Source organism: Streptomyces sp. NPDC059373 (genome assembly GCF_042751495.1).
In the GTDB taxonomy this organism is placed as follows: Bacteria; Actinomycetota; Actinomycetes; order Streptomycetales; family Streptomycetaceae; genus Actinacidiphila.
On record NZ_JBHYXC010000014.1, the window covers coordinates 160,932 to 176,927 of the forward strand.

13 protein-coding genes are annotated in these 15,996 nt (G+C 70.9%); 2 read left to right on the forward strand and 11 right to left on the reverse strand.

Going from position 1 to position 15,996, the window contains the following annotated elements; translation table 11 throughout:
* Nucleotides 1–3: 3 nt before the first annotated feature.
* Genes ACFXJ5_RS20860 through ACFXJ5_RS20870 form a run of 3 tightly spaced genes read right to left on the reverse strand, consistent with a single transcriptional unit; the run spans nt 4 to nt 3,548 of the window.
* On the reverse strand, nt 4–975 hold the full coding sequence (locus tag ACFXJ5_RS20860; protein ID WP_384632820.1) for an AAA family ATPase: 972 nt from the start codon (nt 973–975) through the stop codon (nt 4–6).
* Nucleotides 972–3,188, reverse strand: coding sequence for a VMAP-C domain-containing protein (locus ACFXJ5_RS20865; protein ID WP_384632823.1), 2,217 nt, complete (start codon nt 3,186–3,188; stop codon nt 972–974). Before ACFXJ5_RS20865 ends, ACFXJ5_RS20860 begins: the two co-directional genes overlap by 4 nt.
* 3 nt (nt 3,189–3,191) lie before the next feature.
* Nucleotides 3,192–3,548: a CU044_2847 family protein gene (locus ACFXJ5_RS20870; protein WP_384632826.1), complete on the reverse strand. Its 357-nt coding sequence runs from the start codon at nt 3,546–3,548 to the stop codon at nt 3,192–3,194.
* Nucleotides 3,549–3,651: 103 nt separating this feature from the next.
* Here ACFXJ5_RS20870 and ACFXJ5_RS20875 point away from each other — a divergent pair, with 103 nt between their 5' ends.
* Complete coding sequence (locus tag ACFXJ5_RS20875) at nt 3,652–4,773, forward strand: glycerate kinase (protein ID WP_384632828.1); 1,122 nt, start codon at nt 3,652–3,654, stop codon at nt 4,771–4,773.
* Nucleotides 4,774–4,974: 201 nt separating this feature from the next.
* On the opposite strand, the gene pssA is transcribed toward ACFXJ5_RS20875, so the two are convergent.
* From pssA to ACFXJ5_RS20915, 8 genes are all read right to left on the reverse strand, one after another.
* Nucleotides 4,975–5,838: a CDP-diacylglycerol--serine O-phosphatidyltransferase gene (pssA, locus tag ACFXJ5_RS20880; RefSeq protein WP_384632831.1), complete on the reverse strand. Its 864-nt coding sequence runs from the start codon at nt 5,836–5,838 to the stop codon at nt 4,975–4,977.
* Complete coding sequence (locus tag ACFXJ5_RS20885; protein ID WP_384632834.1) at nt 5,825–6,472, reverse strand: phosphatidylserine decarboxylase; 648 nt, start codon at nt 6,470–6,472, stop codon at nt 5,825–5,827. The genes pssA and ACFXJ5_RS20885 overlap by 14 nt, the downstream gene beginning before the upstream one ends.
* A gap of 170 nt (nt 6,473–6,642) precedes the next feature.
* Nucleotides 6,643–7,863 (reverse strand): acyl-CoA dehydrogenase family protein, encoded by a 1,221-nt coding sequence (locus ACFXJ5_RS20890; RefSeq protein WP_384632837.1) that lies wholly within the window; start codon nt 7,861–7,863, stop codon nt 6,643–6,645.
* Nucleotides 7,864–7,878: 15 nt separating this feature from the next.
* A complete protein-coding gene (locus ACFXJ5_RS20895) occupies nt 7,879–8,382 on the reverse strand; it encodes a MaoC family dehydratase (protein ID WP_384632839.1) in 504 nt (167 codons plus the stop codon).
* Nucleotides 8,383–8,387: 5 nt separating this feature from the next.
* Nucleotides 8,388–10,412, reverse strand: a complete 2,025-nt coding sequence (locus ACFXJ5_RS20900; protein WP_384632842.1) for a protein meaA — start codon at nt 10,410–10,412, stop codon at nt 8,388–8,390.
* Nucleotides 10,413–10,427: 15 nt separating this feature from the next.
* Nucleotides 10,428–11,765 (reverse strand): crotonyl-CoA carboxylase/reductase, encoded by a 1,338-nt coding sequence (gene ccrA, locus ACFXJ5_RS20905; protein WP_384632845.1) that lies wholly within the window; start codon nt 11,763–11,765, stop codon nt 10,428–10,430.
* Between the two features lie 611 nt (nt 11,766–12,376).
* Nucleotides 12,377–13,144 (reverse strand): TetR/AcrR family transcriptional regulator, encoded by a 768-nt coding sequence (locus ACFXJ5_RS20910; RefSeq protein ID WP_384632848.1) that lies wholly within the window; start codon nt 13,142–13,144, stop codon nt 12,377–12,379.
* Nucleotides 13,145–13,344: 200 nt separating this feature from the next.
* Nucleotides 13,345–15,147: a 3-hydroxyacyl-CoA dehydrogenase family protein gene (locus ACFXJ5_RS20915; protein WP_384632851.1), complete on the reverse strand. Its 1,803-nt coding sequence runs from the start codon at nt 15,145–15,147 to the stop codon at nt 13,345–13,347.
* 313 nt (nt 15,148–15,460) lie between these two features.
* Between ACFXJ5_RS20915 and ACFXJ5_RS20920 the strand changes: the two genes are divergently transcribed.
* Nucleotides 15,461–15,958, forward strand: coding sequence for a HEAT repeat domain-containing protein (locus tag ACFXJ5_RS20920; RefSeq protein ID WP_384632854.1), 498 nt, complete (start codon nt 15,461–15,463; stop codon nt 15,956–15,958).
* The last annotated feature ends 38 nt before the right edge of the window (nt 15,959–15,996 follow it).

A 15,996-nucleotide genomic window follows, 5' to 3' on the forward strand; every position in this document is an offset into this window, starting at 1 on the left:
CCGTTACACCGTCCCGCCGAGCCGGTGCAGTACGGCCTCCAGGAGACCCTCGGCGTCCAGGTCCACCCCGCCGATCCGCAGGAACACCGCGTTGAGCAGCTGGTCGGTGGCCAGCTCGCCCGGGGCGCGGCGGCCCAGGAAGGCCTCCACCAGGTCGTCGACCCCGGCCAGCGCCTCCTCGCCCAGGTGGGCGGCGATGATGCTGCGGAGCCGTTCCTCGTCCGGGTCGGGCAGGTCGAGCCGGACGCACCTGCGCAGAAAGGCCGGCGGGAAGTCCCGTTCGCCGTTGCTGGTGATGACCACCACCGGGAACTCGCGGCAGCGCAGCCGACCCCGCACCACCGGCACCCGCGCACCGTCCGGATCCGCGGTCAGCACCTCCACCTGTGACTGCTCCTCAGGCAGCCGGGCCAGCTCGGGAATCTCGAACTCGCCGTCCTCGAAGACCGTCAGCAGGTCGTTCGGCAGATCGACGTCGCCCTTGTCCAGCTCGTCCACCAGCAGCACCCGCGGCTGCCCGCCCGGGACCAGTGCCGTGCCCAGCGGACCGAGCCGCACATACGATCCGATGCCCGGGTCGGCGGCGGCCTCGCCCCGGCCGTCCTGGTCGCGGCGGAGGTTCGTCTCGCGCAGCCGGTTGATGGCGTCGTAGTGGTACAGCCCCTCCCTGAGCGTCGAGCGGCTGTTGACCGGCCACTTCAGCACCCGGCCGAGCGACAGTTCCCGCGCGATGGCCCGGGCCAGCGACGACTTGCCGGTGCCCGGATGCCCGGTGACCAGCAGCGGCCGGCGCACGCGCAGGGCGGCGGTCACCACGTCCGCCTCGACCGGCCCGATGAGATAGGGGCTGGGCCGGGCGGCACCCTCACCCGCCGGGGTGAAACGCCGCCAGGGCGGGGCCTCCGGGAACTCCACCACGCGTGTGCTGCCGTCGCCGCGGAACAACCGCCAGTCGGTGTCGGGCGCCTGCGTCATCGCTCCTCCGTCCGTTCCGATGGATCGGCGAGCCACAGCTCGCTCGGCAACCGGCGGTCCGCGTCCTCCCACACCAAGGCAGGCCTGGTGGGCAGGTCCGCCGGGTCGGCATAAGCGTCCAACCGGAAGCAACGCACACGCTCGGGCAGTTCGTCCAGAGGGCCTTCCGGATCCACCGCCGCGAGCCTGCCCGCGTCCTGGTGCCCGATCGCCTCCCGGTCCCACAGCACCACCGGCACTCCCATGGCCAGCGAGTACGTCAGCATCTCCGCCCGCTGCTCGCGGCCGCCGTGCAGCACCACCCGCGAACAGCGCAGATGCTTCATCAGCAGCTGTCTCAGCTTCTCTTTCGTGATCCGCTCGTCCACCACGAGCGCCTCGCCCGTGCCCCGCGCGTTCCACCGGCGCGCCAGATCCTGCTCACCACTGCGCGAGCGGCGGCGCAACTCCGGGCAGCGCAGGACGACATGGAAGTCCTCGCCGAGCCGGCGCGGCATCATCTCGTCCGGGAACATGCCGTTCCATTCGTCCACGGGTATCTGCAGCCCGTCGCGGTCCACGACGACCTCGACCAGAGGGACGCCGTCGTCCTGCTCAGGGTTGAGCCCGTGCACGGTGTCCCGCACGACCTGGGCGACCTCCGCGGGCGTACGGGGCCGGTCCTCCCCGGCGGCGACCCGGGCCGCGCTCCCGTCCGGGCGGCCGCGCCACAGGGCGCACGCGTAGCGGTCCTCCGCGTCGGCGCCCCACCGGCTCAGCGAGACCACCGCCCGGGCCGCCGAGGACCGGCGCGCCCCGGCCCAGGCGACCGCGTCGGCCCGGCGCTCGTACAGGGCCGAATCGTGGATGCCGAGCCGCTTGGCGACCCGGCCGCTCCAGGCGTGCAACCCCTCCCGGTCGGTGCCGGGGACGCAGACGGCCACGTACTCGACCAGCCGCAGCAGCGCGGGCACCCGGGGCGTGCCGAGCGGCACCGGCGCGCTGTCGTTGAGCTGCTCCAGCGCGCACACCGCTTCGTCGAGGGTCTCCACCGTGACCCGGCCGGACTGCAGGGGCGGCGGCAGATGGTGGTACTTCAGCGCGTCGGCGGCGGCTCTGGGCAGCAGCCCCGGGTCGGCCCGGACCAGCGGGGCCAGCCGGTCGACCAGCCGCCGGTACTCGCCGTACGAAAGCAGCCGCGCGGTGCCCGACGCCGCGCCGAGCAGCACCAGCTCGTCCAGTACGGCCCTGCCGGACGGGGAGGTCAGCTGCGGGGCGAGCGACTCGGCCAGGGTCGCCAGGCCCCGGGGGTGGACGGCCAGAACGGTGGCGAGTTCGTCGATCGAGGGCCAGCTTCCGTCGGTGGGGCAGCCCAGGCCGCACTGCTCGGCGAGCCGGCGGGCGTGATCGGTGCGTACCGCCGGGTCGCCGAGCAGCGCGGCGAGCGGTTCGGTGAACTGGTGGGCCCGAGGATCCGCGACGCCGGGTCCGTGCTCTCCGTTCCCCGGCTCCCCGGCCGCCTCCCGGAGGCCCTTGACGCCGGCGCGCTCCAGCTCGGCCCGCACCGCCTGCCAGGGGATGCACCAGCTGCGCCGCACCACCTGCTGTGCCGAGAACGGCCCCGCCGACGGCCGGATGTGCGCGGCCACCAGGCCCACCGTCGCCTCCTGGTCCGCCGACCACAGCGGGCCACCGCTGTACCCCGGCCCGATGGCCGCCCCCGTCAGGGCGCCGTCGACGTAGGCGATCCGGCTGTCACAGGCTTTGACCAGCACGTCCACGAAGGTGGCCCGCTGCCCGCCGCCATGCCAGGCCCGCACGGTCTGGCCCTCGTACATGTCCGTCCAGGGCCGGGCCGCCGCGCCCGGCGGGGACGGCTCGCTCAGCTCCAGGACGGCCAGGTCACCGGCCCACTCCAGCGCGCCCCTCGGCACGGGACCCGCCTTCCCGTCGGCCCTGCGCGGCGGCATCCACAGCACCGGTCGGGCGAGCCGGCGCACCGGGACGGCCTGCTCGGGGAAGGAGACGGCTATCTCGGCCCCCGCCGGGTGGTCGGTGCTGAGCAGCTCCCTGCCGAGGGCGTCGTTGACCACATGCGCGCAGGTGAGGAGCCGGCTGCGGGACAGCAGCACTCCACCGCCGGCCGCACGCCGGTCGTGCGAGCGCAGTACGGACACGAACGCCGCGCGTACGTCCGCCGGGCCGTCGCCGGGAGCACTGCGGAACCATCCCATGGGTCAGCCGCTGTGCGGCGGGATCTGCCAGGTCGCGGAAACGGTCATGCTGGCGTTGCCGTTGGCGCCCACGACGCCGAGCTTGAGGTCCTGGCCGATCTGGACCCCGAACGAGACGCTCAGTTCGTGCGGCGGGTCGGCGGTCGTGGCCACCGCGTCGTGGATCTCCTGAAGCACCGTCCCCAGCGGGCGGAGCGCGACCCGCAGTGTCTCCACCGCCAGCTCCGACGCCCGCCCCCGGGCCACCGGCTCGACCTCCCCGAACCCGTCGGGCAGATCCGCTCGCGGTTCTCCCACGGGCGCCACTTCCAGTCGGATCGCGGCCCCGTCATCCAGCGTTAACTCCACGAACTCCGGCACGTGGCCATTGTGCCGATCACCGGGCCCCGACGGCAGGGGAATGGGCAGATCGCGGCACGCGGGATAGGGTCCGAACGGCGCGACCTTGCATACAAGGAGTTCAATGGTGACCCAGACGCAGCGGGTGCTGATCGCCGCGGACAAGTTCAAGGGCTCGCTCACGGCTGTGCAGGTGGCCGAGCGGGTCGCCGCGGGCCTGCGCGCTGTCGTACCCGGCGTGACGGTCGAGTCCGTGCCGGTCGCCGACGGCGGTGACGGCACCGTCGACGCGGCGGTCGCGGCCGGCTTCGAACGACGCGAGGTCACCGTGACCGGGCCGCTCGGCGAACCTGTCACGGCCTCGTACGCGCTCCGCGACGGGACGGCTGTGGTGGAGATGGCCGAGGCCTCCGGGCTGCGCCACCTGCCGGCCGGGACCTTCGCGCCGCTCACGGCGACCACGTACGGCACCGGTGAGCTGCTGCGGGCCGCGCTGGACGCGGGCGCGCGGTCCATCGTGCTCGGGGTCGGCGGCAGCGCCACCAACGACGGCGGCGCCGGCATGCTCGTCGCGCTCGGCGCGCGGCTGCTGGACGCGGACGGCGAGCCGGTCGGCCCCGGCGGCGGCGCTCTCGCCGCACTGGCCACGGCCGACCTGACCACGCTCGACCCCCGGCTCGCCGACACCGAGGTGGTGCTCGCCAGCGACGTCGACAATCCGCTGCTCGGCCCCAAGGGCGCCGCCGCGGTCTACGGTCCCCAGAAGGGCGCCTCCCCGGAGGACGTCGCAGCCCTGGACGCCGCCCTCGGGCGGTACGCGGAGGTGCTGGGCGCCGAGTCGGCCGCCGAGGCCCCGGGCGCGGGTGCGGCCGGCGGGGTCGGCTTCGGCGCGCTCGTCGGGCTCCGGGCCGGTTTCCGGCCGGGCGTGGAAGTGCTGCTCGACATGCTCGGCTTCGCCGACGCCCTCGACCGTGCCGACCTGGTCATCACGGGCGAGGGCTCCCTCGACGAGCAGACCCTCCACGGCAAGGCCCCCGCCGGCGTCGCCACCGCCGCCCGCGCCCGCGGCCTGGAGGTCATCGCCGTCTGCGGCCGCCTCGCCCTCACCCCCGGTGCCCTCGGCTCCGCCGGCATCCGCCGCGCCTACGCCCTCACCGACCTCGAACCCGACCCCGCGCGCTGCATGGCCGAGGCGGGGCCCCTGCTCGAGCGCCTCGCGGCGCAGATCGCCCACGACTTCCTGTAGAAACCCCAGGTTGGGGGTAGGCCGTCCGCTTTGGGGGAGGGACTGGGGCTGGCCCAACCGGTCCGCACCCGGCGACGGCGCGCACTAAGACGGTGGGTGTCCGGGGGTGCGTCAGCGGCTGACGGTCCGTGGCCGGGTTGGGCATGGAAATGGGGTGGGCCCGAGCCGGTCGGCTCGGGCCCACCCCATTTCCGGCAAGAACTACGGCAGCTGCTCCGCCCGCGCCTCGCGCCGGTTCGCCCGCATCGTGTTGACGCGGCGGGTCGTCGCGAAGAGGGGGATGAAGACCGCGGCGACGATCTGGAGCGTGGCGCCGGTCTGCAGGAGCAGGTCGCCGCCGGGGACGGCGAAGGCCCAGCAGACGAGGCAGCCCATGCTGAGGACGATCCAGGCCAGCGTGACGATGGCCAGGCGGCCGCGCGGCTTGGGGTACTCGACGCGGCTGACCATGAGCCAGGCCACGCCGACGATCGCCAGCAGCGTGGGGATGAACGGCAGCCCCAGCAGCACCACCGAGATCACCGTCATCGCCCCGAAGGGGCTGGGCATGCCCTGGAAGAAGCCGTCCCGGACCGTCGTGCACGAGAAGCGTGCGAGCCGGAGGACGACCGCCAGCAGCACCACGACCGCGGCGACCGCCGACACGCGCCCGTGGGCGTCGTCGGTGATCAGGCCCCAGACGACCACGAAGTACGCGGGGGCCAGGCCGAAGCTGATCAGGTCGGAGAGGTTGTCCAGCTCGGCGCCCATCGCGGAGCTGCGGAGCTTACGCGCCACGAGCCCGTCGAAGAGGTCGAAGACGGACGCCATGAGCATCAGCAGAACAGCCGTCGCGGCGCTGTGCCGCGCCATGCCGCCGTCGGCGTTGCCCATGAGGTGCGGGACCAGGACACCCGTGGTGGTGAAGTACACCGCCATGAAGCCACAGATCGCGTTACCGAGAGTAAGGGTGTCCGCTATCGACAGCCGCGTGGAGAGCGGCATGTCATCGACATCGTCGATGCCGTCGTCATCGATCTCGGCGGCCCACGGTGCCTGAACGGCGTCAGGATCAATCACGGTCAATGCGAGTCACCCCAGCCACAGTGGTCTGGCCGACCTCGACGGCGGGCTCGACGCCCTCCGGGAGGTAGATGTCGACCCGGGAGCCGAAGCGGATCAGGCCGATCCGCTCGCCCTGCTCGACCTTGGTGCCGGCAGGCACGTACGGGACGATGCGCCGCGCGACCGCGCCCGCGATCTGCACCATCTCGATGTCGCCGAGCTCGGTGTCGAAGTGCCAGACAACGCGCTCGTTGTTCTCGCTCTCCTTGTTGAACGCCGGAACGAACCCACCGGGGATGTGCTCCACGGAGGTGACCTCGCCCGCGAGCGGGGCACGGTTCACATGGACGTTCAGCGGGCTCATGAAGATCGCGACGCGGGTACGCCCGTCCTTCCACGGCATGATGCTCTGCACCACGCCGTCGGCCGGAGAGATGACGCGGCCCTGGGCGATCTCTCGCTCGGGGTCGCGGAAGAACCACAGCATGCCCGCAGCGAGTGCGGTGGTGGGTACGGCCACGGCCGCCCAGCGCCCGGAACGGCGGGCGCGGGAGAGGCTGACCGCTGCGGTGGCCACGGTCGGGAGGAGCCACGGCGACGCTCCGCGCGCGAGGCGGACCCGGCCGCGTTGTGCAGAGGAATGGCTGTGGGGCATGGAAGACCTTCGTAGCGGAGGGTGCCGCAAGATGGTTCTGGGGACGGCGGCTTTACAGGAATGGTATCGGTTCAAACCTGCAACTGGGCAAGCCAGCCGCCGAGTCGATGGCCGAGAAGTGATGACTGGGTGTGACCATCATCTCGGGCAAATCGGCATTTTTAGGACTTTCAGCCCTGGATACGGTACTCCTCAAGGAGTCGTCGTCCGATGATCATTTTCTGGATCTCGGCTGTTCCCTCGCCGATCAGGAGCATCGGAGCCTCCCGGTAGAGCCGCTCGATCTCGTACTCCTTCGAGAAGCCGTAGCCGCCGTGGATGCGGAACGCGTCCTCCACCACTTCCTTGCAGTACTCCGACGCGAGGTACTTCGCCATGCCCGCTTCCAGGTCGTTGCGCTGGCCGGAGTCCTTTTTGCGGGCCGCGTTGACCATCATCTGGTGGGCCGCCTCGACCTTGGTGGCCATCTCGGCGAGCTTGAAGGAGATGGCCTGGTGCTCGATGATCGGCTTGCCGAAGGTCTGCCGCTGCTGGGCGTACGAGATGCCCAGTTCGAAGGCGCGCCGCGCCACGCCGCAGCCGCGGGCGGCCACATTGACTCGGCCAACCTCGACGCCGTCCATCATTTGGTAAAAGCCACGGCCGCTCTGGCCGCCGAGGACGCGGTTTGACGGAATCCTGACGTCCTCGAGGATCAGCTCCGTGGTGTCGACGCCCTTGTAGCCCATCTTGTCGATCTTGCCGGGCACGGTGAGACCCGGGACCGTCGGATTGGGGCCGAAGCCCGGCTCCTTCTCGATGAGGAAGGTCGTCATCGACTTGTGCGGCTTGGCGGCCGCCTCCTCGGGGGACAGCCCCTCGTCGGTGCGGCACAGCACCGCGACCAGGTTGGACGTGCCGCCGTTGGTCAGCCACATCTTCTGGCCGTTGATGACGTAGTCGTCGCCGTCGCGCACACCCTTCGTACGGATCGCCGACACGTCGGAACCCAGCCCCGGCTCCGACATGGAGAACGCGCCGCGCACCTCGCCGGCCGCCATACGGGGCAGGAAGTAGTCCTTCTGCTCCTGCGTGCCGTGCTGCTTGAGCATGTAGGCGACGATGAAGTGGGTGTTGATGATGCCCGACACGCTCATCCAGCCACGGGCGATCTCCTCGACCGTGAGGGCGTATGTGAGAAGGGACTCACCGAGGCCGCCGTACTCCTCCGGAATCATCAGGCCGAAGATGCCGAGTTCCTTCAAACCTTCAACGATTTCGGTCGGATACTCGTCCTTGTGCTCCAGCTCGGTCGCGACCGGCAGGATCTCCTTGTCGACAAAGGTACGGACGGTGGAGATGATCTCCTGCTGGATATCCGTCAGCCCGTCGGTCTGCGCAAGACGGCTCATTGGTCTGAAGTCTCCTCAGGCGTTGAGTTCGGGGCGGCCGGGCTGCTCGCCGCCGCGCTCCTTGATGTACGTGGCGGTGGGGACCATGACCTTGCGGCGGAACACGCACACGAGGGTGCCGTCCTGCTTGTAGCCCTTGGTCTCGACGTAGACGATGCCGCGGTCGTCCTTGGACTTTGACGGCCATTTGTCGAGCACGCTGGTCTCGCCGTAGATGGTGTCGCCGTGGAAGGTCGGTGCGACGTGCTTCAGCGACTCGACCTCCAGGTTGGCGATCGCCTTGCCCGACACGTCCGGGACGGACATGCCCAGCAGGAGGGAGTAGACGTAGTTGCCCACGACCACGTTCCTGCCGAAGTCGGTGGTCTGCTCGGCGTAGTTCGCGTCCATGTGGAGCGGGTGGTGGTTCATGGTCAGAAGGCAGAAGAGATGGTCGTCGTACTCGGTGACCGTCTTTCCGGGCCAGTGCTTGTAGACCGCGCCGACCTCGAACTCTTCGTATGTGCGTCCGAACTGCATCTCTTCTATGCCTCCGCTGATTCAAACGTGCTTGTACTGTCCAGCTTGTTGGCCCGGCGGATCTCGTCGACGATCCGGCCGATGATCTCCGTGATGCCGAAGTCCTTCGGCGTGAAGACCGCGGCGACCCCGGACTCGATCAGCTTGGCAGCGTCAGCCGGTGGGATGATGCCACCTGCGATGACCGGTACGTCGTCGACGCCGGCCCGGCGCAGCCGGTGGAGGACGTCCGGGACCAGTTCGGCGTGCGAGCCGGACAGGATGGACAACCCGACGCAGTGGACATCCTCGGCGACGGCGGCCGAGACGATCTGCTCGGGGGTCAGCCGGATGCCCTGGTAGACCACCTCGAAGCCCGCGTCGCGGGCCCGTACGGCGATCTGCTCGGCGCCGTTGGAATGCCCGTCCAGGCCGGGCTTGCCGACCAGCAGCCGCAGCTTGCCGACGCCCAGGTCGGCGGCGGTGGCGGCGACCTTGCGGCGGACCTCGGCCAGCGGGGTGCCGGCCTCGGCGGTGACCGCGACGGGGGCGCTGCTCACGCCGGTGGGGGCACGGAACTCGCCGAAGACGTCGCGCAGGGCGAAGGACCACTCGCCGGTGGTCACGCCCGCGCGGGCGCACTCCACCGTGGCCGCCATGAGGTTCTCGGTGCCGGCCGCCGCCGACTTCAGGGCCTCGACGGCCTTCCGGGCCCGGGACTCGTCGCGGTTCGCCCGCCACTCGTGCAGCGCGGCCACCACCCGCGCCTCGTTGGCCGGGTCGACGGTCATGATGGCCCCGTCCAGATCCGCGGTGAGCGGACTCGGCTCGGTGCCCTCGTAGCAGTTGACGCCGACGATCTTCTCCTCGCCGGACTCGATCCGGGCCCGGCGTTCGGCGTGCGAGGAGACCAGCTGCGACTTGAGGTACCCGGACTCGACGGCCGCCATCGCGCCGCCCATCTCCTCGATGTGCCGGATCTCGGCGAGCGACTGCTCGACCAGCTCGTTCACCTTCGCCTCGATGACGTGCGAGCCGTCGAAGATGTCCGCGTACTCCAGCAGGTCGCTCTCATGGGCCAGCACCTGCTGGATCCGCAGGCTCCACTGCTGGTCCCAGGGGCGCGGCAGACCCAGCGCCTCGTTCCAGGCGGGGAGCTGTACGGCCCGGGCGCGGGCGTCCTTGGAGAGGGTGACGGCCAGCATCTCGAGGACGATGCGCTGGACGTTGTTCTCCGGCTGGGCCTCGGTCAGGCCGAGGGAGTTGACCTGGACGCCGTAGCGGAAGCGGCGCTGCTTCGGGTTCTCGATCCCGTAGCGGTCGCGGGTGACGGTCTCCCAGATGCGGGTGAAGGCCCGCATCTTGCACATCTCCTCGACGAACCGGACACCCGCGTTGACGAAGAAGGAGATCCGGGCGACCACGTCCCCCATCCGCTCCTGGGGCACCTGACCGGAGTCACGGACCGCGTCCAGGACGGCGATCGCGGTGGACATCGCGTAGGCGATCTCCTGGACCGGTGTGGCCCCGGCCTCCTGCAGGTGGTAGCTGCAGATGTTGATCGGGTTCCACTTGGGGATGTGGCTGACCGTGTACGCGATCATGTCGGTCGTCAGGCGGAGCGAGGGCACGGGCGGGAAGACGTGCGTCCCGCGCGACAGGTACTCCTTGACGATGTCGTTCTGGGTAGTGCCCTGCAGCCTGGCGATGTCGGCACCCTGCTCCTCGGCCACCACCTGGTACATCGCCAGCAGCCACATGGCCGTCGCGTTGATGGTCATCGAGGTGTTCATCTCCTCCAGGGGGATGTCCTGGAAGAGCCGCCGCATGTCGCCCAGATGGGAGACCGGGACCCCGACCCGGCCGACCTCGCCACGGGCGAGGATGTGGTCGGGGTCGTATCCGGTCTGCGTCGGGAGGTCGAACGCGACCGACAGGCCGGTCTGCCCCTTGGCGAGGTTGCGCCGGTACAGGGCGTTGGACTCATCCGCGGAGGAGTGCCCCGCGTACGTCCGCATCAGCCACGGACGATCCTTCTGACGCTCAGTCATGTCTGGTGTCCGACCTCAGATGTTCCGGAAGCGGTTGATGGCGTCGATGTGCTTCGCGCGCATCTCCTCGTCGCGCACGCCGAGGCCCTCCTGCGGGGCGAGCGTCAGCACGCCGACCTTGCCCTGGTGCAGGTTGCGGTGCACGTCGTACGCGGCCTGGCCGGTCTCCTCCAGCGTGTACGTCCTGGAGAGGGTCGGGTGGATCTTGCCCTTGGCGACCAGACGGTTGGCCTCCCACGCCTCGCGGTAGTTCGCGAAGTGCGAGCCGACGATCCTCTTCAGGCTCATCCACAGGTAGCGGTTGTCGTACTCGTGGTTGTAGCCGGAGGTCGAGGCACAGGTGACGATGGTGCCGCCCTTGCGGGTGACGTAGACGCTGGCGCCGAAGGTCTCGCGGCCGGGGTGCTCGAAGACGATGTCCACGTCCTCGCCGCCGGTCAGGTCGCGGATCCGCTTGCCCAGGCGCTTCCACTCCTTCGGGTCCTGGGTGTGCTCGTCCTTCCAGAACTTGTAGTCCTCGGCATTGCGGTCGATGATTGCCTCGGCGCCCATCGCCCGGCAGATGTCCGCCTTCTGGGGAGACGAGACGACGCAGATCGGGTTCGCCCCGCCGGCCAGCGCGAACTGCGTCGCGTACGAGCCCAGGCCGCCGCTGGCGCCCCAGATCAGGACGTTGTCGCCCTGCTTCATTCCGGCGCCGTTGCGCGAGACCAGCTGGCGGTACGCGGTCGAGTTGACCAGGCCGGGGGCCGCCGCCTCCTCCCAGCTGAGGTGCTTCGGCTTGGGCATCAGCTGGTTCGACTTGACCAGCGCGACCTCGGCCAGGCCGCCGAAGTTGGTCTCGAAGCCCCAGATCCGCTGCTCCGGGTCGAGCATCGTGTCGTTGTGCCCGTCGGAGGACTCCAGCTCGACGGACAGGCAGTGCGCCACGACCTCGTCCCCGGGGTGCCAGGCGTTCACGCCGGGGCCGGTGCGCAGCACGACGCCCGAGAGGTCGGAACCGATGATGTGGTACGGCAGGTCGTGCCGCTTCGTGAGCTCGCTGAGCTTGCCGTACCGCTCCAGGAAACCGAAGGTCGGCAGCGGCTCGAAGATCGACGTCCAGACGCTGTTGTAGTTGACCGAGCTGGCCATCACCGCGACGAGTGCCTCGCCCGGACCGAGCTCGGGGACGGGGACGTCGTCGAGGTGCAGTGACTTGCGCGGGTCCTTCTCGCGGGTGGTCAGGCCTTCGAACATCGTCGCCTCGTCCTTGTGGACGGTGATGGCGCGGTACGACTCGGGGAGCGGCAGGGCCGCGAAATCTGCGGCGGTGCTGTCGGACGCGAGAATCGCGTCAAGGATGTCCTTCACGGTGGGGCCTCCGGCGAAGCGCGACGTAGTGACGTTTGGACGCTTGAGGGAACGTCGGGGTGTTCTCGGTGCTGGTGGTGCCGTCGGTTCGGCGGTGCTGCTTTCCGTGACGGTCGCACGGGACGAGCCAGAGCGCGCGGTGGCGCGGGTGAATGCCTGTGACGCAGGCGTCCGGGCCTTTGGGGACAGACGGCGAGCGTTGTGTCTCTACTCGCCGTCCGCCCGGACAGAACTCACGGTATGGCACGCGGTGCCACCCGGCAAGACACTGCGTGCCAAATATTTTGCGCAGATGGCACGCGTACGTCACACCTGAGCAACGCGGTGCCCCTGGGTGCCCCTGGGCTGCGCCCCGGACCCGCCGTGCGCTGCGGTCGACCTCGGGTTGTGGGAGTACGTTCCGCAAGGCGAGCGAAGCGAGGTGGGGGCACCTCCCGGCCGAAGGCTGGGGGAGGGCTGGCACAATCCGGCCACGGAGCCGCACCCGGCGACGACCCCCCGGTTCCACGGGCCGGCGCCGTCGGGGTGAGCGCCGTTGCCGGCCGGGGGCGCGTTGGGCCAGCCTGCCCCGCCTCAGGCGGACGGCCTACCCCCAACCCCCGGTGGGGCCGCTACGCGCCCTTCAGGGCCTTTTCGATGGTGCGCATGACCTCCGCGGGAGACGCGTCCGTGCGGGCGACCGCGATGACGACCTCGCCGGTCGTGGAGACCGTGGCGGGCGGCGCCGCAGGCAGGGCGCGGCCGCCGCCTATGCCGGTGCCGAAGGTGTCCTTGATGACGACGAAGGCGTGGTCGAGCTGGGCTTCGACGTCGCCTTTGCCGCCGGCGCGGAGCCAGCGGCGGAGGACGTGGTTGTGGGCGGCGACGACGGCGGAGGCGGCGACCTCGGCCAGGAGGGGGTCGTCGTCGCCGTCGCGGTGGGCGGACTCGTCGAAATGCCCCAGCAGATAGCGGGTGAAGAGCCGCTCGTAACGGGCGACGGAGGCGATCTCGCGCTCGCGGAGGATGGGGATCTCCCGGGTCAGCCGGTACCGCTCCACGGAGACCTCGGGGGACTCCGCGTACATCCGCAGGACCTCCGTGATGCCACGGCACACCGTGTCCAGGGGGTGCTCGTGCGGCTCCGCCGACTCCAGCACCTCGCCGACCCGTACGAGCGTGTCGTCGTGGTCGGGGAAGATCGCCTCTTCCTTGGACCGGAAGTGCCGGAAGAAGGTACGCCGGGCGACCCCGGCCGCCGCCGCGATCTCGTCGACCGTCGTGGCCTCGTAGCCCTGGCTCGCGAACAGGTGCATCGCGGCGGCCGCCAGGTCCTGGCGGACGCGATGCCGCTGGGCGGTGGCGGAGGACGTGCGGGCGGGCTTGATGGGCTGGGCCATCCTTTGTTCCTTGCTAGGCTGTGCGGCGTGCCGCAAGGCACCGGGCAGGGCTTGTCCGCCACGAGGCTACGTCAGTGGCCGAGTGAGAAGCCCCGGGCTGTGCCTGGGGAGGAGTCACATGGGGACCGTACTGCATTCGTGTTTCCCCGTTCGAGTGGGAATTCCGGGGCGGCCGTGAGGCCGCCCCGCCCGCGTACGGGTCAGCGCCGAGCGTATTCGCGGAAGCCGCGCCCGGTCTTGCGGCCGAGGCAGCCGGCCGACACCAGGTGCTCCAGCAGCGGCGCGGGGGCCAGCCCCGGGTCGCGGAACTCCTTGTGCAGCACCTGCTCGATGGCCAGCGAGACGTCGAGGCCGACGACGTCCAGCAGCTCGAAGGGGCCCATCGGGTAGCCGCCGCCGAGCTTCATCGCGGCGTCGATGTCCTCGACGGTGGCGTAATGCTCCTGGACCATCTTCACGGCGTTGTTCAGGTACGGGAAGAGCAGCGCGTTGACGATGAAGCCGGCCCGGTCGCCGCAGTCCACCGCGTGCTTGCGGACCTTGCCGCACACCTCGCGGACGGTCGCGTGGACGTCGTCGGCGGTGAGGACCGTACGGACCACCTCGACGAGCTTCATGGCCGGCGCCGGGTTGAAGAAGTGCATGCCGATCACGTCCTGCGGGCGGGACGTGGACTTCGCGATGGCGATGACGGGCAGCGAGGAGGTGGTGGTGGCCAGCACCGCGCCCGGCTTGCAGACCTTGTCGAGGGTCGTGAAGAGCTGCTGCTTGACCGCCAGGTCCTCGGCGACCGCCTCGACGGCGAGGTCGACGTCCGCGAGGCCGTCGAGCGAGCCGGCCGCCGTGACCCGGGAGACGGCGGCGTCGCGCTGCTCCTGGGTGAGCCGGCCCTTGGCCACGGACCGGTCGAGGGACTTGGCGAGCTGGGCCGCGGCCTTGTCGGCCTTGTCCTGGGTGCGGGCGGCGAGCACGACCTCGTAGCCCGCCTTGGCGAAGACCTCGGCGATGCCGGTGGCCATCGTGCCGGAGCCGGCGACGCCGACGCGGGTGACGGGGCGCCCGGGGGTGTCGGTGCCGGTGGCCTGCGGGGTCTCGGCGTCGGGGACGACGGTGGCGCTGCCGGGGGCGTCGTACGTGTAGAAGCCGCGGCCCGACTTGCGGCCGAGCAGTCCGGCCGCGGCGAGCTGCTTGAGCACTGGGGCGGGGGCGTGCAGGCGGTCGCGGGAGGCCTCGTACATCGCCTCCAGGACGGTCTGGGCGGTGTCGACGCCGATCAGGTCGAGCAGGGCGAGCGGGCCCATCGGCAGGCCGCAGCCGAGCCGCATGGCGGCGTCGATGTCCTCGCGGGTCGCGTAGCGGGCCTCGTACATCGCCGCGGCCTGGTTGAGGTAGCCGAAGAGCAGCCCGTCGGCGATGAAGCCGGGGCGGTCGCCGACCGGCACCGGCTCCTTGCCGAGTGCGCGGACCAGCTCGATGACGGCGTTGGTGGCGTCGGGGCAGGTCAGGACGGTCGAGACGACCTCGACCAGCTTCATGGCGGGCGCCGGGGCGAAGAAGTGCAGGCCCAGCACCCGGTCGGGGCGTGAGGTGTGCGAGGCGAGCTGGGTGACGGACAGGGCGTTGGTGCCGGTGGCGATGATGGCCCCGGGCTTCACGATCCCGTCGAGCGCGGTGAAGACCTCACGCTTGACGTCGAAGTGCTCGGTGACGACCTCGATGACCAGGTCGGCCTCGGCCGCGGCCTGCAGATCGTGGAACGTACGGAAGCGGGCGAGGGCGGCGGTGCGCTCTTGCTCGGTGATCCGCTCGCGCTGCGCGGCCCGGGCGGTGGACGCCTCCAGGGTTTCGACGGCCTGGCGGGCGGCGGCGTCGCTGATGTCGATGCCGATGACCTCATGGCCGGCACGGACCATGACCTCGGCGATTCCGGCGCCCATGGTGCCGAGACCGACCACGGCGACGGTGGCGGAGGAGGAAAGGGGAAGAGGAAGGGGACGGTCCATCGCGAGACTCCAGATGCTGAGGGTCACACGCGCGGGCGTGCGAGGTGGAGTTGGGTGGAGCCGCGGGGCGTGTACGCGGGTATGCGTGCCCACACGTGAAGGGGATGGCGGGCCCTGTCCCGGGGCCGCGCCGCGATGGTGCCGAACCGACTTCGTGCTGTAGTGCTGCACACGGCGGCTGCGTCACCAGGCCACCACGTGCGTTGATTCGAGGCTAACTGACGAGTAACTTCGGCGCCAGTCCTCCGCCCATGTGATTTGGCTCGCTGACAGATGAGCGCCATATGGGACTGGTGCGGCGTAGGGTGTGCCGGTGGACATCGCCTTACGCGAAGAACTCGCGGCCACCCTCACCGAGCCCGGGCAGTCCCTCGCCGCCCGGCTCGACGCGGCCGTGGCCCTGGCCGAGGCCGGCGACCCCCGCGCCTTCGAGACCCTGGTCATGCTCCTCAACTACCGCGACCCCGGCCTCGCCGAGATCGCCGCCCGCGCCCTCGCCCGACTCGGTGACCCCCGCACCGCCCGCGCCGCCGCCGCCCTGGCCACCAATCCGCTGCGGGTGGCGTACGCGGCTCCGCCGATCCGGCTGCTCGTCTCCCTGCGGGCGGCGGAGGCCGTGCCCACGTTGATGGAGACGCTGCGCCGGCTGCTGGCCGAGCCCGAGTCGCCGTACTGGCGGATCGCCCTGGCCTGCGTGGAGGGCCTCGGCGACCTCGGCGACCGGCGCGGCGAGCCCGTGCTCCGGGCGGCGTGCGGCGACGCGCGGCTGCGGGAGGCGGCGGAGGTCGCCCTGGCGAGGCTGGGCCAGTAGGCACTGTGCGGTAGACGCCGCGGGGCCCGCCCGGAGTG